The organism is Leifsonia aquatica H1aii (assembly GCF_000633535.1).
Classification (GTDB): Bacteria; Actinomycetota; Actinomycetes; order Actinomycetales; family Microbacteriaceae; genus Leifsonia; species Leifsonia aquatica_A.
Map to the genome: position 1 here is coordinate 1 of NZ_AYMR01000001.1, position 22,313 is coordinate 22,313.

The 22,313-nt window shown below is 65.9% G+C and carries 15 protein-coding genes; 3 read left to right on the top strand and 12 right to left on the bottom strand.

The window, feature by feature from the left end; genetic code table 11:
* Positions 1–152: 152 nt before the first annotated feature.
* The 3 genes from U870_RS0100005 to U870_RS23450 all read right to left on the bottom strand — a co-directional run bounded on the left by U870_RS0100005 (position 153) and on the right by U870_RS23450 (position 9,422).
* Positions 153–479, bottom strand: coding sequence for a hypothetical protein (locus U870_RS0100005; protein WP_025155372.1), 327 nt, complete (start codon positions 477–479; stop codon positions 153–155).
* 57 nt (positions 480–536) lie between these two features.
* The gene (locus U870_RS0100010) at positions 537–8,099 is read right to left on the bottom strand and encodes a DUF5979 domain-containing protein (protein WP_240183594.1); all 7,563 of its coding nucleotides are present in this window, start codon (positions 8,097–8,099) and stop codon (positions 537–539) included.
* A gap of 930 nt (positions 8,100–9,029) precedes the next feature.
* Complete coding sequence (locus U870_RS23450; RefSeq protein WP_162819052.1) at positions 9,030–9,422, bottom strand: RNA polymerase sigma factor; 393 nt, start codon at positions 9,420–9,422, stop codon at positions 9,030–9,032.
* A 276-nt stretch (positions 9,423–9,698) separates the two neighbouring features.
* On the opposite strand from U870_RS23450, the gene U870_RS24995 reads away from it, so the two are divergent.
* Positions 9,699–9,830 carry a hypothetical protein gene (locus U870_RS24995; protein ID WP_275886594.1) on the top strand — a complete coding sequence of 44 codons (132 nt, stop codon included), beginning with the start codon at positions 9,699–9,701 and terminating at the stop codon, positions 9,828–9,830.
* Between the two features lie 289 nt (positions 9,831–10,119).
* Here U870_RS24995 and U870_RS0100020 read toward each other — a convergent pair whose 3' ends face one another.
* The 8 genes from U870_RS0100020 to U870_RS0100055 form a co-directional block, all read right to left on the bottom strand.
* Positions 10,120–11,652 (bottom strand): alpha-N-arabinofuranosidase, encoded by a 1,533-nt coding sequence (locus U870_RS0100020; protein WP_025155374.1) that lies wholly within the window; start codon positions 11,650–11,652, stop codon positions 10,120–10,122.
* Between the two features lie 94 nt (positions 11,653–11,746).
* Positions 11,747–12,763 carry a LacI family DNA-binding transcriptional regulator gene (locus tag U870_RS0100025; protein WP_205288696.1) on the bottom strand — a complete coding sequence of 339 codons (1,017 nt, stop codon included), beginning with the start codon at positions 12,761–12,763 and terminating at the stop codon, positions 11,747–11,749.
* Positions 12,760–13,749, bottom strand: a complete 990-nt coding sequence (locus tag U870_RS0100030; protein ID WP_025155376.1) for a glycoside hydrolase family 43 protein — start codon at positions 13,747–13,749, stop codon at positions 12,760–12,762. The genes U870_RS0100025 and U870_RS0100030 overlap by 4 nt, the downstream gene beginning before the upstream one ends.
* Before the next feature lie 103 nt (positions 13,750–13,852).
* Positions 13,853–15,196, bottom strand: a complete 1,344-nt coding sequence (locus U870_RS24170; protein ID WP_162819053.1) for a glycoside hydrolase family 43 protein — start codon at positions 15,194–15,196, stop codon at positions 13,853–13,855.
* Positions 15,193–16,020 carry a carbohydrate ABC transporter permease gene (locus U870_RS0100040; protein WP_025155378.1) on the bottom strand — a complete coding sequence of 276 codons (828 nt, stop codon included), beginning with the start codon at positions 16,018–16,020 and terminating at the stop codon, positions 15,193–15,195. The genes U870_RS24170 and U870_RS0100040 overlap by 4 nt, the downstream gene beginning before the upstream one ends.
* Complete coding sequence (locus tag U870_RS0100045; RefSeq protein ID WP_025155379.1) at positions 16,017–16,976, bottom strand: carbohydrate ABC transporter permease; 960 nt, start codon at positions 16,974–16,976, stop codon at positions 16,017–16,019. Before U870_RS0100045 ends, U870_RS0100040 begins: the two co-directional genes overlap by 4 nt.
* A gap of 125 nt (positions 16,977–17,101) precedes the next feature.
* Positions 17,102–18,394, bottom strand: coding sequence for an ABC transporter substrate-binding protein (locus U870_RS0100050; RefSeq protein ID WP_205288697.1), 1,293 nt, complete (start codon positions 18,392–18,394; stop codon positions 17,102–17,104).
* The gene (locus U870_RS0100055; protein WP_240183595.1) at positions 18,394–19,335 is read right to left on the bottom strand and encodes a family 43 glycosylhydrolase; all 942 of its coding nucleotides are present in this window, start codon (positions 19,333–19,335) and stop codon (positions 18,394–18,396) included. Before U870_RS0100055 ends, U870_RS0100050 begins: the two co-directional genes overlap by 1 nt.
* Positions 19,336–19,802: 467 nt before the next feature.
* Here U870_RS0100055 and U870_RS24175 point away from each other — a divergent pair, with 467 nt between their 5' ends.
* The gene (locus U870_RS24175) at positions 19,803–19,970 is read left to right on the top strand and encodes a hypothetical protein (RefSeq protein WP_162819055.1); all 168 of its coding nucleotides are present in this window, start codon (positions 19,803–19,805) and stop codon (positions 19,968–19,970) included.
* A gap of 525 nt (positions 19,971–20,495) precedes the next feature.
* The gene (locus U870_RS24180) at positions 20,496–20,684 is read left to right on the top strand and encodes a hypothetical protein (RefSeq protein WP_162819056.1); all 189 of its coding nucleotides are present in this window, start codon (positions 20,496–20,498) and stop codon (positions 20,682–20,684) included.
* A 109-nt stretch (positions 20,685–20,793) separates the two neighbouring features.
* On the opposite strand, the gene U870_RS0100065 is transcribed toward U870_RS24180, so the two are convergent.
* The gene (locus U870_RS0100065) at positions 20,794–22,311 is read right to left on the bottom strand and encodes a leucyl aminopeptidase (RefSeq protein WP_025155382.1); all 1,518 of its coding nucleotides are present in this window, start codon (positions 22,309–22,311) and stop codon (positions 20,794–20,796) included.
* Positions 22,312–22,313 lie beyond the last annotated feature (2 nt).

A 22,313-nucleotide genomic window follows, 5' to 3' on the forward strand; every position in this document is an offset into this window, starting at 1 on the left:
CCCCCTACACCGAGACGCTCCCTCCTCGTCAACACGGTCTCCCCCTCGCTCGAAGCAACACCTCCAACGACGCGTGGAATGTCCTGGCATCATCTCATACCAGGCACGTGGACCGGATGCATGTCCCACCCGGCACGTTCACGTTCACCGACTCACCCCCGCGGCACCGAAGCGGGTCCGGTGGAGGACGCAGTTGAAGGCGAGGTCGGCCGACCTCCCCCGCCCGCGGGGCGTCTCACGACGGCTGCCAGCAGGCCGCCGTCGACGATGGCGACGGCCACGACTCTCATGCCGGCGGCCAGGCTGCCCGAGTTGCCGGTGATGGTGGTGTACGCCCACATAGCAATGTCGGGCCAGCCCGCTTTCTTCTCCTGGGCCGCCACCGCGGTGCGCAGGGCGGACAGGCGGACCTTGCTCGGGTTGTACACGACGGCCGCACGCGGCTCGACGAGGTCACGGCTCGCGGGCCTCGTCGCCACCGCGGCGGGACGGGGATGTCGCCCCATCCCGCCGCAGCGGTGTCGTCCCAGCGGGCCTCAGCCGCGGCGCGGGCGGCGGCGCAGGCGCGTCGCCACGAGTCCGGCGGCGCCGGCGACCAGGAGCCCGATGCCCCACAGGACTCCGGCACCCTGGGTCGAGCCGGTGCTGGCGAGGCCGCCCGCTGCATGCGAGTCGCGCACGACGGCGCAGGCCTCCCCCGCGTCACCGCATCTGCCCTCGCCGGTCGACGGGGTCCACGGTCCGGGCGGGGTGGTGACCGTCGCGCGGTTGGTGGTGTCGATCGGCTCGTCGAGAACGGTGGTCACCGTGAACGAGGTGGAGGCTCCGACGGCGAGGGCCGGGATCTTCCAGGTGAGCTTGCCGGCGGTCAGTGTCGCCGCCGGGCTCGTGCTGATGACCCGGAGGCCACGCGGCAGGAGGTCGCTCACGGTGGCGTCCACCGCGTCGATCTGCCCGTCGTTGGTGACGACGATCGTGTAGACGATCGTGTCGCCCACGGAGGCCGTCGGCCGGTCGGCGGACTTCGCGACCGCGAGGTGGCCGATGTCGAAGCGGTTGGTCACCGTGACCGTGGCGGCCGAGCCGCTCGGGATGGCGACCACGCCGTCCGCGGGGTCGAGGGTCGTGGACGTCGCGAGGCCGGCGTCCGTCTCCTCGACGGCGCAGGAGGCGCCGGCGATCAGGTCGTCGACGGTGGCCGTGTAGCCGTTCTCCTTGGAGAGCTCCAGGGTGCCCTTCGCTCCGAGGTCGATGAGCGTGGTCACGCCGTCGACGTCGTAGGTGCAGGTGACCTGGACGGTGAACGGTCCGGCGCCGAAGAGGGCGACGCCCGAGCCGACGCGCTTCTTGTCGATCGTCAGCGAGCCGGTGTCGAAGGTGTTGGTGATCGTCACCGTCGCCGGGGTTCCCGCGGGCACGGTGACGCCGGAGGCCGGGGCGATCGCGACGGAGGTCGCGCCTCCCGTCGCCGTCTCGGCCGTGTCGCAGTGCGCACCCTGGATCAGACCGGTGACAGTCGCCGTGTAGCCGTTCGACTTGTCGAGGACGACCAGGCCCGCGTCGGGCAGCGGGATGGTGAGGGTCACGCCGTCCGTGACCCAGGTGCAGGTCAGCTGCGCGGTGAACGGACCGGCGCCGTAGGTGGCCGCGCCGTCGCCGTCGCGCACCTTCTCGAGGGTGACCGACCCGGCCGAGAACGTGTTGGTCACGTCGACCGTCACGTTCTGCACGGTGCCGTCGAGAGCGCCCGGGATGGTGACGGAGGGCTGGTCGACGGTGCTGTCCGTCGCCCCTCCGGTCGCCGTCTCGGTCACGGCGCAGACGGTGCCGGCCGGGTAGACGCCCGGGACGGTGACCGTCTCGCCGCCGCGGATCGTCACGTCGCCGTCGAACAGGGTCTGGTCGCCCGCGTAGACGCAGGTGGCATGGACCGTGAACGGACCGTCGCCGTAGTCGCCCGCGGCGTCGCCGTCGACGGTCTTGGTGATCGTGAGGGTGCCGGCCGCGTAGTGGTTGTTCACCACGGCGGTGTCGCCGCCGTCCGCACCGGTGAGGGTCACGGTCGTCGAGTCCCCGGCCGTCTCGGCCGCCCCGTCGAACGCGATGCCGACGTGGTTCGGGGCGGTCGCGGCGCCGTCGGCGTCGGTCTCGCTGATCACGCACTTCGCGCCGACCGGCAGGCCGGTGATGGTGCGGGAAGCGCCGTCGGCGAGCGTGAAGGCCGCGTCCGCCGCCGCGAGCGGGATGGAGGCGCCGAGCGCGCTGGTGCAGACCAGGGTCAGGTCGAACGGCCCGAAGGATCCGGCCGTCGCCGCGGTCTCGACGTGCTTCGTGACGGTGAGCTGCGTCATCGCGTAGTCGTTGGCGATGGCGACCGTCTGGGCGGCCGGGACCGGCGCCGAGACGTCGGCCGCGGTCGCGATGACCACGCTGGACGGCGTCACGGTGCGGCTCGACTCGCCGTAGGACCCGTCATCGCCGTGCTCGGTGACGGCGCACGAGGCGCCGACCGGGATGCCGTCGATGCGCGCGGTGTAGCCGCCGGCCTTGCTCAGCGTGACCGAGGAGGCGCTGCCGAGGTCGACCTTCACGCCCTCGACGGTGCAGGCCACGTCGGCGACGAAGCTGGTCGGCGCGTACTCCGCGGCGTCTCCGGTGATCGTCTTGGTGATCTGCAGCGGACCGCCGGTGAGGATGACGCCGGCCTTGATCGGCTCCTGCGGTCCCGCCGGCTGCGAGCCCGACACGTACGTCGGGTAGAAGCCGAACGAGTTCCAGGCGCGCACGCCGGTCACGGGGGCGGTGACCGGGGCCCGGTCGTCGCCCGCCGCGGTGGTCGGGACGTTGGTGGTCGAGTACGTGACCTTGAGCGCGCCGCCGGCCGGCAGCACCGCACCGGGCGCGCCGCTGAAGTCGAAGACCAGCTTGATCGCGGTGACCGCGCCGGCGTCGACGGTGGTGCCGACCGCGCTGGAGGGCAACCACGAACCGGCGGGGCAGGATCCCGCACCGGGGGTGATCTCCTTGGTGCACGGGGTCTTGGAGGTGGTGACGTACCAGTCCATACGGGTGCCGTCCACGCCGCCCGAGCTCTGGAACGCGACGTCGCCGTTGAAGCGCGGCGTGTAGACCGAGCCGCGCTGCGACGGGTCGACCACGCCGACATCCCCGGGGTACGGGAAGACGTCGACCGCCGTGAGGTTCTTGGCGGCGACGTTCCCGCCGTTCACCATCTCCAGCTTCCAGTGGTCGGTGTCGCCGATGGCGCTGACCGCCGCGCAGGGGTAGCGGTAGTAGCCGTCGGCGTCCGAGGTGCAGGGCAGCGACGGGTTGTTGATGTTCTGCGCGTCTCCGCTGTCGGAGCGGACGCCCTTCGAGGCGGTGAACGAGCCCTGCGAGAGGGTGGTCACGACGTTGCTCGTCGAGCAGGTGTTGTTCGCGAAGCTCACGCCGCGTCCGTTGCCCGGGTTGAGCGCGGTGCAGACGCCGGCGGTGAGCGCGCGGTCGGTGCTCACGCCGAAGCGGTTGGTCGCGACCGTCGCCGGCGCGAGTCCCGGCTTGATCTGCAGGGAGATCGTGATGCTGTAGGTCTCACCGGGGGCGAGCTGGGAACCGGCAGGCCAGGAGAAGCGGATCGCTCCGGTCGCCTGGTCGTAGGTGCGGGTCACCTTCGCCGCGTCGGTCGGCAGGGTGCCGCCCGTCGATGTGCTGTAGATCGGCACGTTGGTCGGCACGTAGAGCAGCGAGCCGTCGGCCGGGAGGGTGTCCGTCACGACCGGGTTGGGCAGGTATCCCGTTCCGGTGTTCTTGAACCGCAGGGTCCAGTTGACCTCCTTGCCGGAGGCCGCCTGACCGGGGCTCGTCTTCTCGACGGCGATGGCCGCAGTGCCCGGGTTGACGGTGAAGGTCGCCGTCGCGGTCGCCCGCGTGGCCTTCACCTCGTTGTAGGAGGCGTCGGCGAACACCGTGTCGGTGATGGTGCCCGCCGCGGTCTCGCCGGGCATCGGGGTGCTGACCGCCGTGGAGGCGACCGGGCCGGACCCGTCCCGCAGCTGCGAGCGCAGGCTCACGCTGAGGCGCACGTTGTCCGCGTTGTTGGAGGCGGCGAAGCTCGAGCCGTCCGCCTTCGTGAACGTGAAGCGCAGGCCTGTCACATCGGCGGCGGCGGTGCCGGAGGGCAGCGAGGCCGTCGCGATCGTGGTCGCGGTGCCGGGGTGCCAGATCGCGCCGGCGCCCTGGCCGGTCTGGGCGTCGATCGTCACCCGGTCGGCGCCGGTGGGCACGTTCGGGATGGCGAAGCCGGTGAGCGTGAACGCGTTCCAGAAGGTGGGGGTCGAGTCCTCGATGACGAGAGCCTTCGGGGCGAGCGTGCCGGTCGAACGGGCGCGCAGGTTCACCTGGATGGGGTTCGTCGGGTTGGCCTGCAGCGTGCTCGTCGGAGTGAAGGCCTTCGACGTGGCCACCGCGAGATTGCCGTTCGCGAGGGTCACGGACGCGCTCTGCGTGTCCGCGGCCTGCACGGTCGGGTAGACGTCGTCGTGCAGGGCGCCGTAGACGGTGTTGACGAAGGCGCCGGCGGTGGGCGCCGTGCCGGCGGCCCGGCTGGTCGGGCGCAGCTGCGTCGTCAGGGTGACGGCGGCCTTCTGCCCCGGCGCGATGGTGGCGCCGGTGCCGTCGGCCCCCTGCGCGTTGGTGCCGCGCAGCAGCACGCTGACACCGACCACGTCGGAGAGCTGGGCCGCCGTGAGGGCCGTCGCCTGCGCGATCGTGTGCGTCGTCGTCGTGAGGGTCCCGTCGTCGGCGCGGTGCAGGAGCGAGACGACGCTGAGCGAGGTCTGCACCCCGGCCGCCGAGCTCAGGTCCACGGCGATCTTGGTGAGGTTCAGCTTGTCCAGCGGGTTCGCGGCCGGGTCGTAGGCGCCGAAGACGCACGGGGCCGTCGAGGTTGCGTTGGTGCAGTCGATCGGGTCGCTGAGCCGGAGCTGCCAGGTGCTGCTGGTGGAGGTGTTCGCGATCGTCGTCGTGTAGACGGTGGTCGGGTACGAGGCGGCCGGCACATCCGGCTGCGGGATGACGAGCGTCGTCGGGTTCGCGGTCTTCGTCGTCTTCGTGGTGAAGGTCGGGTCGATGATCGTGACGTGGTCCGACGCGGTCCGCTCGAACGGGGCGCCGGTGGCCGGGATGCCGCGCACGAGGACGGTGTTGTCGACCGCGCCCGCCGATCCGGCGATGTTGTACTCCCGGGTTCCGGTCACCCAGTCGGTGGCGGCGCCGCCGCGCACGGAGTTGCGCAGCTTGAGGTCGAGGTGCAGGGTGCGCGCGTTCGCGTCGGCGCCCGGGAACGCCCCGGCGGAGGCGCTCGCCACACCGCTGCCCACGGTCGGGGCCATCGGGTCGCCCGTTGCGGCGATGGCCGCGGCGCGGTTCGGGCTCTCGATGAACGTCAGGCGCACGCCCTGGGTCGAGGCGCGCTCGGCGGTGCTCAGGGTGTAGCCGGGGAAGGTGCCGTCACAGGCGTTCGCGCTGGTGCAGGCCTTCGACGTGACGTCGTTCCACGTGGTGCCGTCGAACAGCTCGACCTTGGAGACCTTGTCCCAGCGGATCAGCGGGTCGTAGGTCGCGCCCGCCGTGGAGGTCGGGGTGATCGCGTCGATGCGCACCAGGTCGAACGCCTGGAACACGCTGGCCGACACGGGCGACGGGCTCGCCGGGTCCTGCACGGCCATCGAGGTGACGCCGGTGGTCTGGGTGCCCCAGCCGAGCGTGACGCCGGTGGTCGTGCCGGACTGGGCCTGCAGCACCTTGGTGCCGTCCCAGGCCTTGCTCGCGATCAGCGGCCCGGGGCCGCCGTCGGTGGCCTGGACGTTCGCGGTGGCGCAGTCCACGGCCGGGCGGCTCGTGATGGTCGCGCCGCCGTTGACGGTGCCGCTCGCGCTGCTGACCGCGCAGTTCTCGTAGGCGGTGAGCGCCGGGTAGGTGCCCGGGTTGGTCGGCCCGGTGCCGTCGCGGAGCGTGCCGCGCGCGACGAACACGATGCCCGGCTTCACGTTGGTCGCCTGGCCGAAGCCCGCCGTGTCGGTGAAGGTGAAGCGCAGACCGCGCACGTCGGAGCGGCCGGTGCCGCTCGGCAGCGCGTCGTCCAACACGGCCGAGTAGGTCTTCGCCCCGGAGGTCGCGTCGACGGTGGTCAGCGTCTTCCAGGTCGTGCCGTCGGTCGTGTACTCGATGGTGAGCTTCGATCCGGCCGGCACCGAGGTCGGCGCGATGGCGGTGGCGTCGAACGCGTTCCAGTACGGCGCGGCGGTGGGGTCCTGGGGCTCGCTCACGACGATAGTGTTCGGGCGCACGGAGCTCGTGCCGGACGGCGTCTGGGCCGACAGCTGCACGAGGCTCGCGCCGCCCGGGATCACGGTCTGGGGCGTGATGGTCTTGTCGAGCGCCAGGAGCACCTCGGGGAAGTACACCTCGAGGTTCGCGGTCGCCGTGTCCTCGGCCGTCCCGGCCGCGTTGGTGCCGGTGACGGTCGCCGCGTTCGGGTAGGTGACGAAGCCGGAGCCGGCGGGGCCCGCGTCCGTCGTCGTGCCGACGCGGAACGGCAGCTTCGCCGTCGCGCCGGTGGCGATCGTGCCGGTGTAGGTCACCTGGAAGGCGGTGATGTACTGCCCGGGTGCGAGCGTCGGCGTGGTGGGCAGACCCGACGAGGTGAAGGCCGAGTCGGCGGGGGCCGCTCCGGTGTTCACCGACCAGGAGACGGTGGCGCCGGTCGCGCCGTCCGGCCAGGCCGCGCCGGAGGAGAACCCGCCGAAGGAGATCTTGTCGGAGAAGAACGTGCCACTGCCCGGCTCCCGCACCGACAGGCTGGTCAGCGGGCCGGTGGAGGTGTTGGTCGCGGTGAGGGTGGCCGTGGTGGACTGCCCGGCCGGGAGCTGCTGAACGCTGAAGCTCTTGTCGGCGGAGACGGTCACGGTGAGCGGGGCGATCTCCTGCGAGGCCGTGGCGGGAGCCGAGGTGGCGTCGCCCTTCGGCGTGCTGACGATGGAGGCGATCGTGTTGACGCGGGTTCCCCCGGCGACGAGCGAGGCGCCCGTCCGACGGTTCGTCGCGCGCTGCGCGAAGACGACGTCGACGGATCCGTTGGCGCTCGGGGTGATGGTCGCCCCGCCCTGCGACGAGCTGAAGACGATCTTCAGGCCGAGAACGTCACCCGCGGCGACCGTGGACGGCAGCGCCGGGGTCGCACCGACCGGACCCGGGACGTCGCCGCCCGCGGTCACGGCCACGACCTGCACCTGGTCGGCGCCGGCCGGCATGGTCACGGCGCCGAAGCCCGCGAAGTCGTAGAAGTCGTACACGCCGCCCGCAGCCGACGGATCGGAGGGCTCGGCGATGGTCAGGCTGGTCGCGTCGATGTTCGACGTGCTCGACGCCTTGAGCGTGGCGGTCGAGTGCTCGCCGGCGGCGAACTGCGTCGACGCGGGCGTCCAGGTCTTCGAGGCCGTCGCGCCGAGCACGTCCGGGACGTGAACGGTCACCGGCGCGGACGCCTGCACGGTGGCCGCGTTGCTCGCCGTGAAGGTCGCCGTGTTCGTGAGCGTCTTGGTGTCGTACGACTTCGCGACGTCGTCCGGCACCTTGACGATGACCTGGACGGTGCCGGTCGCGCCCGCGGCGAGGCCCGTGCTCGCCGGGGTGGTGTTGGGGACGGGGTCGCCGAACACGACCTTCACCGTGCTGCCGTCGACCGTGACGGCGCCACTGCCGCCGACGACCGTGGGCGTGCCGACGATCATCAGCGGCGCCGGGACGGGATCGGTGATCGTCGCGTCCACGCACCCGGTCGTCGTCGACGAGCAGCCGAAGTTGAGGGTGTACACGAACTGCTGCCCGGGCTGCACATCGGTGACCGTCGTCGTCTTCGACAGGTTCAGGACGCCGGATCCGAGGTCGTCGGCGTTGGCCGCCTGGACGCCGATCGCGGACGAGCCGAGCAGCACCAGCGCGAGCGCCGCGGCGACGCTGACCGGAGTCCGGAGAGTGAGTCGGGCGGCCGAGTGACGGCCGCGCGGGCGCACGAAGAGAGCGCGGATACGGGTAAGCAAGACGATCCCCCATGCGGGACGAGGCATCCGGGTCCGCTCGGCGGGCGTCGTGACGGGTGTTCGACGAGCGTCGGTTCGGGTAGCGGCTCGCGGGTCGGGTCCGGCGAGAGATGCTTCCCCTCTTTCCTATCGAAATTCTCATCACGCCTGTAGAGGTTCTGCCACCCCAAAATAGGGGTGGCGATGGGCTGGCAAGAAAGGAATTCCAGGCTGTGGATCTTCCGTTGGAAATGCGGCTTAGGGGGCCCGGCTGGCTTGCTCGCGTAGAAGGCTGTTGAGCGGCTGCCGTGACGTTGCTGGTAATCGTGCCAGGTCATCGACCTTGGGGACGCTTTCGATCTCAGGACATGCGGCTCGAAGATTCGAATGTCGGACGTCCTTATACCCGCCAGTCCCAGACCAACCAGTCTCATTAGAACCCTTTTTTGCCGTCCGGCGGAGAGATCGAGAGCAAGTGGGAGGGGCGCAGTGCCGAACCCGTGAAATACCGGACCGAGCTTGCGAGCGAACATGTGCTGCTGTGAGTCTGGACTCGGCTGGTCTGGGACTGGCTGGCAGGGTTGGTGTTGTCGTCTTCGCCCGGTCGTGGGCCGATATGCCGGTGGCCTCGTGCGGGCCTTGCTTTCGACGTGTCCTCCGGGCGAGCGCGGCCGACGCTACCCGGCCCACCTCGATGACCTGCTTAGAAGCCTGCCCGACCCCTCTCGAGACCGTGGCCCGTCACAGTGCTGCCTCGAAGTGTCTTCCTCCCGGGGCGGCGCCGGCCGCGGGGCGGCCGATCCCGTGTTGCATCGAAGGAAGGATCTGATCCGCTATGACTATCGTCGAAAGCCCGGAACGGAGAACCGGGAATGAGCTAGGACCGGCAGTCGGAAGGACAAGTAGGGCGCTATCCACTGTCGACAATTCCCTCAGTGCCGTCGCAAGGCGCTACCGGGTCTCGATCGCCTCCACATCTGGCGCATCGACCGAATCTTCACGCGACGCACGGTTCAGAAATCGTCGATACCGGGAGGTGGACCGGCGCAGGTTGCGCGAGACGTTCACGACGCTGACTAGTAGCCACGGGATCACAGATCCATTCATCAATGTGACCGAATGGCGTTTGTGCCAGAGCTCGAAGAAGACCGTCGCGGTGACATCCTCAGCCGCGTGTCGGTGCTCGACTAGCCCGAGTGCCCGCTGGTAGACGCGAACGCGGTGAAGGTCGAACAGCTGTCCGAACGCTTCGCCATCATTCTGACGTGCGCGCTCCCATAGCTGGGGCTCGACCGAATCATTCATCAGATCCAGCAATGTCCGGAAACGCGCGGTTCGTAACATCTGACGCACCATCCCAGCGGGGAGAGGGGCCGTTGGTCTCCGACATCACCAGTCAATCTGGGAACATGACGGTCCTAATGACCGATTGCCGCGTTGTCGACGTGACGGACATAGAAGTATCGGCTGGGCCGATGAAGACACAACCGTCATCCGTGACACCGCATCCCGGGTCTTGCGCACCACTCACGGCCTCGCCGAAATAACTCCCTCTGGGAAGGAGTCTACTCTGGAGGAGCCCCGGCTCAGCATCGACTGGACCCGGGGGCCGCTGAGGCGATGCAGAACTGGTCGAACCGCAACTATGTCGCGTCGCTGCCGTCCTATACCGGCCGCAATCTGGGGACGATCGCAGAGATCGGCGGATACACGATCAACACCCGCGCCCAGTACAGCATCCTCTGGCCGTAGATCGTCGCCGAAGTCTCGGAAGCGCCTGCCGCGGCAATCGCTGTCGCCGTGAATCCTTCATCAAGGGAATGGCTGGCATGGTCATCCGACTGGAGAACCTCGCTAACTCGCCCCCGCGCATGCTACGACGTCTGGTAGTCCGTCATCATCTTCTCTCCGGCTCCGGCGTCTCTTCCGCCTCGCCTCTGTTGATGCCGGGCTAGGTGCTTTGCGCAGCACGAGCCTTTTGTGTGGGACCGGATTTCGGCGGCCTTCGTCGTGCTGGCCATGAGGTCTCCGCCTTCATCGGCTACCCTCGCCGTTGACCGTCAAGAGAGACCGCTGTCCACGACACAGGCGGCAAGGTGATCGTCACGACACCGTCCGAGAGCAGGACGTTCGCGTTGGTTGATGGTGTAACGCGGGTGGGGTGGTCTTGCGTGTTGGTGGCGTAGACGTCGTCGTCGGCGAGCGTGAGTGCCTCGACGATTTTCGCTGCCGCGAGCTCGTGAACATCGATCGTGACGGTGAGTGCGTCGGTGAGGTGACGGTTGACCAGGAAGATGGCGGCGCGGGCGGTCTCCTCGTTAAAGGTTGCGACAGCGTCCACGAGCGGAACGGAGCCGTAGGCCGCGGTGTCGTAGGTTCCCACGGTGATCTCCGGGGACACGACCTTCCCGTCAGCGAGGCGGGCTGTCGTTGAGAAGGGGTGGAACGTTGTCTGTTTCCATGCCGGACCGTCTGGGGCGGTCATGATCGGGGCGATGACGTTGACCAGCTGAGCGAGCGATGCGGAACCGACCCGGTCGATGTTCTTGAGCAGAGTGATGAGCAAGCTTCCGAGCACGACGGCGTCGGCGACCGTGTAAACGTCTTCCAGAAGCCGGGGGGCGTAGGGCCAGGGGCCATCGGTGCGGGCTCGATCGGCGCTCGCTTCCGCCTCGGCATCGAGGTACCAGATGTTCCATTCGTCGAAGGAGAGGTTGATCGTTTTCGTCTTGCGGAGTTTGTGCTTCACATGGTCAGCAGTTGTCACTACCGTCGTGATGAAGTGTTGCATGTCGAGCGAGGAGGCCAGGAACGTTGCAAGATCTCCACCGCGTTCCTGGTAGTAGGCGTGGCAGGAGATGTAGTCGACGTAGTCGTAGGCCTGCTCGAGACTCACGCGTTCCCATTCGCCGAACGTGGGCATGCTCGAGGCTGAGGAGCCACACAGCACCAGCTCGAGGTCAGGGTCCGCCATCTTCATCGCCGCTGCAGTGCGAGAAGCCAGAGATCCGTAGTCTTCGGCGCTCATGTGTCCGACTTGCCACGGTCCGTCCATCTCGTTTCCTAGACACCACATCCTGATGTTGTGTGGCTGGGTGGAGCCGTTTGCTGCCCGTTGGTCGGAGAGGCTCGTACCTCCTGCGTCGTTGCAGTATTCGAGTAGGTCGAGCGCTGCTTCGATTCCGCGCGTCCCAAGGTTCACGGCCATCATGACTTCACTGTTGCTGAGAGCGGCCCAGCGGACGAACTCATCGACTCCGACCTGGTTAGTCTCCAGCGAATGCCAGGCAAGGTCTCGGCGGCGCGGCCGGGATTCCCGTGGTCCGACGCCGTCTTCCCACCGGTAGCCGGAGACGAAGTTTCCACCCGGGTAGCGGAACGTGCTCGCGCCTAGTTCTTTGACGAGGTCGACGACGTCCATCCTGAAGCCGTCTTCGTTGGCGGTGGGATGAGTGGGTTCGTAGATGCCGCCGTATACGCATCGCCCGAGGTGTTCGACGAAGGATCCGAACAGGCGGCGATTGACGGGCGCGATCACATTGTTCGGACTGACAACGATGTTGGCGTCGGGCATGTGTTCTCTTTCTGAGGTCGGGTGCGCGCACCTATGAAAACCTCGACACCGTCAGCGGCGCACGTGACGGGGAGGCGGCGAGACGGGCTGGATGTTACCGCGGGGAGCCGGTCGACTCCCGGACGATCACTTTGTAAGGAGCGGTGATCTCTTCGTGGACCTGCGTGGGGTCGTTCGCCTCGATCCTTCGCACGAGTAATTCGACGGCCTTTCGGGCCATCAAGGTGTGGTCGGGATCGACGGTGGAAAGCCGCGGGACGGTGAACTCGCCTTCTCGGATGTTGTCGAATCCGATGACCTTGACGTGCGTGGGAACCGGGATGTCCTCGTCTCGAAGGCCGCGGAGCACGCCGATGGCGACGGTGTCGGTGACGCAGAACACGCCGTCGACCTGCTGCCCGGAACGCACCAGTTCTCGGATGGCATCGCGTCCGGCTTCCATGGTGAAGCTGTCGAGGGTCATGACGAGCTGTGGGATGAACGGCAGGCCGGCGTCCTGGAGGGCCTGCCGGTATCCGAGCATCCGAAGCCCTGACATAGAGACTTCATCTTCACTGCTGCCGTCGACCAATGCGATCCTTCGGCACCCCGAGTCGATGAGGTGGGCCACCGCTGCTCTCGCGCCGTCTACGTTGGGCATGCCGATATGCGACACCGGCCCCCCGAAGATCCGCTCCCCCAGGATGACGACGGGGTAGTCCGCGGGCAGCAGTTCCACGTCGGAGGCGCCGAGCCCGACGGTGCTCAGGATAAGGCCGTCGTACTGTCGGTTGCGGGAGAGGGTCAGTGACTCCAGCTCCTGCTGTCGGGACGCTCCGGTCTGCTCGATAGCGACCTGCAGGTGATGCTCCGACGCGGCGACGATGATCGCGGCCGCGAGCTGACCGAAGTAGGGTCGGTCGACCTCGGGGATCGCGAGCCCGACAGTTCCCGTGCGACCGGTACGGAGGTTACGCGCAGCGACGTTGACGCGATAGTCCAGGTCCCGCACAGCTGCCATTACTCGTTCCCGTGTCGCGGGTTTGACGTGCGGATATCCGTTCAGCACGTTCGACACGGTCATCGGCGACACACGGGCAGCCCGGGCAACATCGTGAACGGTGACCATCATCGACCTCCTCGTGGCGAGCCGGTGGACGAGGCGATCGCCTCGCGCCTGTTCGCCTCGATCAGTCTTGCCTTCTCCATGAGGGTGATGGGAAGCAGCGATCCGTGACGCGCGCCGGCTGGAAGAACGGCGGTGGACAGGTGATCCCACTTTCCGGTGGCCAAGTCTGTGGTTTCGAAGAGCTGATATCCGCGATGCCCGAACTCATCGATGAGGAGATACCACCTGTCGCCATTGACGCTGCGGACGACGGCAGGCCCCTCTCCGCGAACCAAGACTCCCTTGCCGACGTCGACGGCAAGTGGGCGGAAGTCGGCCGACAGCATCGAGGGTCCCTGCTCAATGAAGATGTGGTTGCCGAGGTCCGGGCTGTATTCGCCGTGTGCGGTCGCCGAGAAGCGGTACCAAGTGCCCTCGTTCTCCAGGAACGTCACGTCGATGACGTTGAATCCGAGGTCGAGGTAGACGACGGGGGCGGTAAACTCGCGAAAGTCCGCCGTCGTCGCCATCAGGATCCGCTGGTAGGTCGCGCTAGTGCGGTCATCGTTGTCATAGAGTGCCGACGCCCACAGCACGACCCAGTGCTGTTCGCTGGCTGACCAGAATGCTTTCGGCGCCCACGTGTTTGCCGCAGTTGGCGGCGAGACCTCGCACAGCCACGGTTCGGACCATGTCACTAGGTCTTCAGACTCCCACACGACGATACTTCGACTGCCAGCGCGCGTGGCGCGGTCCCAGTCTTGATCGGGGAACACGCGAAGGTCGGTCGCGATGATGTTGAACACACCACGCCGCGTGTCGCGGATGAGGAACGGGTCCCGCGCACCTCTCTCACCAACCGTCGATCGCAGCATCGGCCGACCGTCGTCGAGGGGAACCCACGTCGTCGGTTCGGGCCCGGCCGTCACAGCCAGGCGGATCTGTTCACCGTCCGTGAGAAGCTCGCTCTCGAAGTACGCCATCAGGAGCGCGTCGAATGAGTTATTCATCAGGGAACCTCCTGCCTGTTCCTCGAGCTCTGCAGCGACCCTGGACGGTCTGTGAAGACCTGAACAAGGGGCAATCTATAACGATACACGAATGCGATTGCGCTCACTCGGTGTCCAACGGATGCGATGATTCGGCAGTGGCGGGGAGGTCCTTGTTGTTGCCGGTGTGAAAGGAGGCTTGAGATAGGCGTTGCCACTCGCTGCGCATGAGGGGCAGGACGGCCCCGTGTTTGGTGTTGAAGGGGATGTTGCTACGGGTAGGTTCGACCACCCGCCAATCGTCGGTGTCGAGGGTGTGGGCCTCGAAGGGGACGTAGCCTTGGAAGTCGAGCCCGAAGTGGTCCGCGAAGAGGTACCACTGGTCAGGGCCAGCGGGGAAGACCAGCGGTCCCTCGTAGGGTTCGTGGCCTGTTGCGCGGTGGGTGATACCGTTCGCGACGGTTCTCCACTCCTTGGATGGAGTGTCTATCGAAGGAGCACGCTGGGCGAAGATGTCGGCTACTTGAGTACCGTCGGAGGCGAGAACTGCGTGAGCGGTGCCTTTGATGAACCGGTAGTAGTGCGCATGATCGCGCACCAGCGTCGAGTCGAGGAGGTCGCCGGAGAATCCTTCGAGGTCGGCAGCATCGACCCATACCTGGGGGGGCGTGAAGTGCGTGAAGTCCCTGGTCCATGCGCTCATGATCTTGGAGCGTTGGTCGTCTGAATGGTCTGCGGTCTCGTAGAGCGTCGACGTCCAGTGCACGAAGTAGGCGCGGTGTTCCGGGCTGTAGACGGCCTCTGGCGCCCAGGTCATCCCTGCGGCGGCCTCGGAGATCTGCACGTGGCGTTGTGGGCCCCAGTGAACGAGGTCGTCGCTGCGCCATATCTCGATGCTGCGACTTCCGTGGCGAGGCGAGTCTTGCCATCCCATGACGTGTGCGTTCAGATCGGTTGCGACTATCCAGAACCGATCTCCTGCTGGTGCACGCACTATGTGGGGGTCACGGACCGCGTGGGTCCCGTGACCGCTCGTGAGGACAGGGCGTCCTCCGTTCAAACGGTTCCAGCGTAGCGGGTCGTCTCCCTCGCTGAGGGAGAAGTAGATCTGTTCCCCTCCGTCGTCGTGCTCGCTCTCGACGAAATGCACGAGCAGGTAGCCGTACGACGGCTCGTCTTCAGGCAAGGGTGGGACCAGCACCGATACCGACTCGGTCGTCCCAGCCTGGCGTGCCGCTGTCAGGGTCACGGCGATATCTGCTGCTCCTGGGTCGGGTCGAGAAACCTCGCCCGTCGCGGTGATCACTGCAGGATTGCTCGATGTCCAGCGCACCGCATTGCCATTGACTTCTGTCGGCAGAAAGAGGTCTCCCATCACCATCATGCCTGGGGACAGCTGTTCAGACACCAGCGCGGTCGCCGAGTGGGTGCGGTCGCTGAGGCCGCTGACGTTGGTCTTGTCGGTCACCCCTTCACACTCCCGCTGACCAAGCCACTAACGATGTACTTCTGAGCGAAGATGAAAAAGACCAGCATTGGGATGAGGACGATCACGGCGACGGCCATGAAGCTGGGCCAGTCGGTGGTGAATTGGGAGACCGCCTGCGAGGCCAGAAGGACCAGAGTGTTGTTCTCTGGGGAGCTAAGGAAGATGGTCGGGGAGATGTAGTCGTTCCACACAGCCATTACCTGGAACGTCCCGACCGTGATCAGCACAGGCCGGATCAGCGGGAGCACGATCTGCCAGTAGATGCGGAACGGTCCCGCCCCATCGATCCGTGCCGCCTCGAGGATTTCCATCGGCACGGTGCGCATGTATCCGATGATCAGGAAGTAGCAGAACACGGCGCCGGCGAGATAGATCGCGATGAGGCCGGTGAGGTTGTCGACCAGCCCGACTCCGACGATCATCTGGTAGAGCGGGATGATCGTGGTCTGATACGGGACCAGGAACGACACCAGCAGGATCGCGCCGATGACCGTGTTCAGCTTGCTGCGGCGGTAGATCATCGCGAAAGCGGCCATCGATCCGATCAACAGCATGAGTGCGACAGATGCCGCCGTGACGTAAAGGGTATTGAAGAACGCCTGAGGTACCGAAGATGTCTCGAACACTTTGATGTAGTTCTCTAGCGTGAACGAATGTGGGAGGCCGAGCGGATTGGTGGACATCTCAGCCTGCGACTTGAAGGTGTTGACCACTATGTAGTAAAACGGTGCGCCCACCAGGCAGGCGAGGATGATCATCACCACGCTCAGGAGGACTTTGTTGCGTTTCAGGGTGCGGTTCATGATGTCCTCTTCTCAAATCCGCGGGTGAGTCGGAGTTGCACGATCACCACGATCCCGACGGCGATCATGAACACGACACCGAGCGCTGAGGCTTGCCCGTACTTCGCTTGTCCGATTCCGCTGGTGATGATCGTCTTGGTGATCGTGTACGTCGCGTCTCCGGGGCCACCACCGGTGAGGGTTTCTGGGAGGGCGTACACGTTGAGTCCCCCGATCATGAGCAAGACGGTGCTGATGGTGATCGCAGGGGTCAGCAGTGGAAGAGTGATGTTCATGAAGCTCTGCCGGGCGTTGGCGCCGTCGATGCGGGCAACCTCGTAGTAGTCGGTGGGGATCGACTGGAGGTAAGCGAGGTAAAGGATCGCATGCCATCCGGTGCTGGTCCACACGCCCACTAGGATCACCGAGATCTGCGCAAGTGTCGCGTTTGCCAGCCACGGTATGGGTGCCACACCAAAAAGGCTGTTCAGGACCGCATTGAGCGCCCCGGATCCGAGGGGGTTGAGAATGAAGTTCCAGACCAGCCCCAGGATTGCGACGCTGGGGATGGCCGGAAAAAAGTACATGGCGCGAACAAACCGCTTGCCAAAGAAGCTCTGGTTCAAAACCACGGCGAGCGGGATGGCGAGAGCAGTGATCAGGATTGTCGTCGCCAGAGCGAACACGATGGTGAAGCTCAGGCCGGACAGGAGGCTCGGGTCGGTGAAGACCCGCACGTAGTTATCGAAGCCGACGAACTTGATGATCGGATTCAGACCGGACCAGTCCGTGAAGCTGTAGTACACGGATCTCGCGAAAGGCACCCCGATCAGGATGACGAATACCAGAACAATGGGGATGAGGAATGCCTGCGACGCGAGCGCCTCTCGTAGTCTCCCCGTGGGTCGCCGTCCCATGCGGAGCAGACGAGGGCGGTCGATCGTGCTTTCCAGATTGGTCGCGGTTCCTGAAGTCATCGGATTCTCGCCTTCGAGGTGGTGTGCGGTGCCGGCCCGGTGATGAGCCGGCACCGCGCACATCTTGGGTGGTTCAAGGTTGCCTGGTTGTCAGCAGGCGGAAGTGAGCGCTAGGGGAAAGCCAATCACTTCAGCGTCGCCCACTGCTCGTCGAGCGCCTTCGTCGTGCCCTCGGGGGTCTGCTGGCCGAGAATGATCTTCTGGAGGTTGGACAGCAGAGTGGCATCCAGGGCGGAGCTTGAGGTTCCCGGCCAGGGTGTCCACGTGAGCCACACCTTGCCGGCAATGACATCGGGGTACATCGTCTTGATCGCGGGATCGAGCTTCGGGGTGAAACCCTTCGTAGTAGTGATCGCACCAGACGATTCGTTGAACAGCTTCGCTCCGGTAGGGCTGGCCAGGAAATCGACCCACTTCTGCGCAGCGACCAGGTTCTTCGCCTTCGCGTTGATTGCGTACGGCGGTGAGGGAGCCCCGGTCCAGCTGTACACGCCCGCCTTGTCGCCTGGCATCGGCCAGAACTCGAGGTTCGTGTTCGGCATCGCCTTGCGGATGTTGGCGATGGCGTAGGAACCATCCGCGATCATCGCGACGCGCCCGGAAGTGAACTCACTCTCCACCTGCGGGCCCTTCAGCGCCGCCGTGTCCTTGGACACCAGTCCCTCGTCGTACATCTTCGCCCACGTCGAGATCGGTCCCGTGAATGCCTTCGCGAATGTGGTCGCCCCGCTCGCCAGCCGCTCGTTCAGGGTGTGGTCGGGGTCGGTGATGCCGATCAGGCCGTGCAGGGGGGCTGGGACGCCGTCTGTGCCTTCGAGGTACGGATTGATGCCTGCGGCCTTTAGGGTGCGCATGTCACCGAGGAGCTCGTCCCACGTCTGCGGGGTCTTGCTGATCCCCACTTTGGCGAGGATGTCCTTGTTAACCAAGATCCCGGCACCGAACGCCGCGGTGGAGATACCGTAGACCTTGCCCTTGTAGCTGTTCAGCCTGGTGCCGAGGGCGGACTGTGCCTTGGCAGCCGCTGTGCCAGAGAGATCCTTCACGTACCCGTTGCCGGCTTGTTCGACGATGTTGCCGAGGATGAACACGTCGGCGGCGTTGCCTGCAAGCAGGCGCTTCGTCAGGGTGTCGGTGTACTGCTGAACCGGCGGCGCGTACGAGAACTTGATGGTGATCTTTGGGTTCTCCTTTTCGAACTCGTTGATCAGTGGCGTCATCACCTCCTTCGTGTCCCAGGAGAAGAAGGTGAGCTCTCCAGCTCCGTCGCCACCTCCTCCGCCTCCGTTGGAGGATCCCGGGCTGCAGCCAGCGAGGGAAACTGCCACCACCGCCGCCGAGGCAAGGGTGACGATCACGCGCATTCGGCGCGTCGACCGCGCGGAGCGGGCGGCGGGCGCGAGTTGATTTCGAGGCATCATTGCTTCCTTTTCTGTGATGTGATGCGGTCCTGCAGGGTGAGTCGAAGAGGTTCGATTCCCGCGACGACTGGTCCCAGCAGTCCGTCGGGGGTATGGCGTAGACGGTCAAAGACGATCTCGCGATGGGTTCCGTCCCCATCCGGCACCGCGAAGCGGTGATAGGCGATCACCCAGTCGTCTGAAACGGGAATGCGAAGGATCGAGTGATGACCTGTCGCAAGAACGCCGCGTGTCGGGTCACCCTCAAGGAGCACGCCCCGGTCCTCCCAGGGACCCATCGGTGAGGGCCCGGTTGCATACCGGACGTGGTATTCCGCGTGGCGAGTATCATTTACCGACCAAGACAGATAGTAGACACCATTCCTGACGTGCACCCACCCTGCTTCTCGGAACTGCTCAGGCACCCACGACTTCACCTGGTGCGGGTCGAAGGAGACCATATCCTCGTTCAGCGGGACCCCGTGCAGCACACCGTTTCCCCAATACAGGTAAGCCGTTCCGCAACTGTCTACGAAGACGGACGGATCAATGGCACGGCCACTGAAGTCCCCCACGTCGACCAACGGGCGCCCGGAGTCGATAAACGGCCCGCACGGGTCATCGGCCACCGCGACACCGATCTGACCCTCGTTCGCCGTGAAGTAGAGGAAATGTTCGCCCTCGCGGTGCACAACAGCCGGCGCCCAGGCAAACCCCGACGCCCAACTCACGTCCTCCATGCGAAGCACCGTCCCGTGATCCACCCAGTCGACCAAATCGCTCGACGAAAACACGCGAAAGCCGTTGGATGCCCATCCGGCGAAGCCATCAGTCGTGGGATAGAGGAAGTAGCGGTCCCCCACCACCGTAAGATCTGGATCCGCGAAGAATCCAGCAAGCGGTGAAGCCGCCGCGCCCGACAGACCGGCAGGTCCCGGCGTTGCTGGGGAAGTCTCCACCGAAATCACTCCGCTCCGAGTTCGTTGACGGTTCGTGGCCGCGCTGCGACCAAGAGTTCACAATAGGTTTATCGTTACAGAGTTATCGTTACAGAGTTATCGTTACAGATTTTCGGGGACTTCGCAATACCAGAATTGGACTCGTGCACGTCGGTCCTGCTACTAGCCCTTCAGGCCTCGATCGCCGACCAGGTGCAGCAGCTCACCGAGAGCGACCAGTGCGGAAGCTCTTGGGCTTGTCCAGGTCCTTCCCCACGTACTGCCTGAACAACCTCCTCCTGATTTTCTCCCCGCGTCCCGAAGTATCCACATCCGTGGGATTCCGCCAGTGGTGGGCGAGGGGTGCCGAGTCCGAAGTGGCGAGAAGGCGATTCAAGATTTCTGGGTAGCCGGTCAAGAAGATCACTGAGGACTCCCGAGACCGGCGACGGGGCGGGGAAGCGTCTCGCCAGGTTCGCTGTCTGTCCATGTTTGACATCGGCCAGACCGACCCGATCGACGGCGTCGATATCGCAAACCCCATGGTGCAGCTGACCGGCACCGACGACGACGCCGTGTTCTTCCCATTCACCGCCCTTCCGGAGTCGATCGGCTGGACGGTCACGACCCAGTACCTCCATGGGTCGAACGGGTAGAGCGACCCGGAACCTAACGCCATCGTCCTGCATGACGAGCTCGCGCCCAGGCAGGCTGCCCAACCCTCGTCCGCGAGGGCGCGCACGTCACCCTCGGCCACGTCGATTGGAAGCTCGATCGTTTAGCTGTATGTGCGAGGAGCCGCTGCGTTATCGGTCATGGTGTTGATCCGGACATGCCCGCCATCGCCAGTCACCGGGCATGGAGGATCCGTTTCGGCTGTCATGGACGACGAGGCCGTCCATGTGCGATGTCGTCGCGGTGCTGGCCTGCTCCGAATACGGGAGCCCAATTCGTCCTGGCGCTTCCAATCGTCACACTATCGCTGGCATTGCCAGGAACGGCAGTAGCCGCTCTGTCTGCGCGGGGCCTCGTTGCTACGCCTTGCGCCGTCGAGGCTAGGGGCTCCTCTGTTTGCGCAAGAGCCTGAGGTGCGACTTCGTGAATAGCCTCGACCGCAGCGCGGTGAAATGCTGTCAAGCATCCTCGATAACACACGGCTGTCAGGTTCGGATACTCATCAGGTGACCAAGACCATCAGCGTCGCCCGCTGCTTGGTCTCCTCCCGAATCTTCTTCGGCATGTTCTCTTTCTTGCTTCCGCGCTCGAAAGGAAACGGCACCAAACCGGAGATGGTTCACCTTACGCATTGGCGGGGAGTCGGGCCCGCTGCGGCAAGCGCGCCACCACCTACCGAGCCGCCGTCGTTCTGAGCGCCGTCATGGCTTGGACGCGGCACTTACAAGACATGCTCTAGGCGGTTTCTGATGGCACCGAGGTGTGCGATGTCGTCCGAGAGCGCATCATCAGGGGATCTCGCTCCTATCTGGTGGGAGAAAACGTCATGGCTGTTTCAATCAGTAGTCGCGCTCCGTAGCCGGTGGCACCCTTGGACCGCCAGCCGTCATCCGCTTCGGACTGCATGGTTCCTGCGATATCGAGGTGCGCCCAGGGCAGACCGTCGACGAACTCGCTGAGGAACAGTGCCGCGGTGGTGGCCCCTGCATAGGGGCCACCAAGGTTGGCGATGTCGGCGATGTCGGAGTCCAGTGTTTTGCGGTACTTCTTCTCGAGTGGGAGCTGCCAGAGCTGCTCGTCCGTGGGGCTGGAGGCGCTCCGGACTTGATCGACCAGGGCCTGGTCGTTGCCGAACAGGGCGGCCGTCGCCGGGCCGAGCGCCATGAGGGCTGCGCCAGTCAGGGTCGCGATATCGATGATGGCGTCCGGCTTCTGTTCGGCCGCGAGCACGAGGCCGTCCATCATGACGAGGCGGCCCTCGGCGTCCGTGTTCTTGACCTCGACGGTCGTCCCTCCGCGTGCGGTGAGCACGTCGCCGAGCTTGTAGGCCGAACCCGACGGCATATTGTCCGTGCACATCAGGAATGCCGACACCGTCGTGGTGCAGCCCAGGTCGCGCAGCGCCGTCATCGCGCCGAATACGGCTGCGGCCCCGCCCATGTCCATCTTCATCAGCAGGTGCATTGGGTCGGACGGCTTCAAGCTGATGCCGCCGGAGTCGTACATGATGCCCTTGCCGACGAGGGCGAGGTGACCCGTCGACGGGTCGTTCGGCGTGTAGCGGATTGTGATCATCCGCGGCTCCTCGGCGCTGCCTGCGTTGACGCCGAGCAGACCGCCGCAGCCCAGCTCGATCAGTTTCGCCTTGTCCGCGATCTCTACCTCGAGACCGAAGCTCTCTGCGAGGGAGACCGCCACGTTGCCGAAGTCGGTGGCGGTGAGGTGTCCGGGCGGGGTGTTCGCAAGATCTCGCGCGACGGCGGCGGCGCGTGCGGCCACCACACCATGCGCGATCCCGGCCGTCGCACCGGCTACGTCGGCGGCGTCGACCAGCAGCTCGACGGCCTCGAGCGTGACTGTCTTCGGCTCGGTCTTGAGTTCGCTGTACCTGTAGCGGCCCAGGAGAATACCCTCGGCCGCTACCCGGCCGATCGTCTCTGCGTCGACTCGATCGGTATCCGGGAGCCGCATGCCGATCCTGGCCGAGGACGTTGCGGCACGGGCGAAGGTCGCCGCGAGGTCGCGGACGGTCGCGGCGGTGACGTCGGCGGCTGCTCCTGCGCCGACCAGGATGGTCGTCGGCGCGGGCCCCGGGACCACTAGAGTCTGCCCCAGCTTGCCGTCGAAGCCGACGCGCGCGAGAGCCTCGCGGTCGAGACCGACGCCGTCCGGCACGTCGGCGTCGCTGGTCACCGCGACCCCGACCGCACCGACTTCTCCCGAGAATGCGGTCACGGGGCGGAGGTTGACGACCCGCTCGGGGGCGAGCGAGGGTATGGGCGTGAAATCGCCCGGGATGAGTTTGTACGCGCTGGATGCCATGG

Bases quoted from the DNA above. Each gene is read 5' to 3' on its own strand.
- U870_RS23450 (WP_162819052.1), bottom strand. From the start codon at position 9,422: ATGTTACGAACCGCGCGTTTCCGGACATTGCTGGATCTGATGAATGAT.
- U870_RS24995 (WP_275886594.1), top strand. From the start codon at position 9,699: ATGCAGAACTGGTCGAACCGCAACTATGTCGCGTCGCTGCCGTCCTAT.
- U870_RS0100020 (WP_025155374.1), bottom strand. From the start codon at position 11,652: ATGCCCGACGCCAACATCGTTGTCAGTCCGAACAATGTGATCGCGCCC.
- U870_RS0100025 (WP_205288696.1), bottom strand. From the start codon at position 12,763: ATGATGGTCACCGTTCACGATGTTGCCCGGGCTGCCCGTGTGTCGCCG.
- U870_RS0100030 (WP_025155376.1), bottom strand. From the start codon at position 13,749: ATGAATAACTCATTCGACGCGCTCCTGATGGCGTACTTCGAGAGCGAG.
- U870_RS0100040 (WP_025155378.1), bottom strand. From the start codon at position 16,020: ATGAACCGCACCCTGAAACGCAACAAAGTCCTCCTGAGCGTGGTGATG.
- U870_RS0100045 (WP_025155379.1), bottom strand. From the start codon at position 16,976: ATGACTTCAGGAACCGCGACCAATCTGGAAAGCACGATCGACCGCCCT.
- U870_RS0100050 (WP_205288697.1), bottom strand. From the start codon at position 18,394: ATGCCTCGAAATCAACTCGCGCCCGCCGCCCGCTCCGCGCGGTCGACG.
- U870_RS24175 (WP_162819055.1), top strand. From the start codon at position 19,803: ATGTTTGACATCGGCCAGACCGACCCGATCGACGGCGTCGATATCGCA.
- U870_RS0100065 (WP_025155382.1), bottom strand. From the start codon at position 22,311: ATGGCATCCAGCGCGTACAAACTCATCCCGGGCGATTTCACGCCCATA.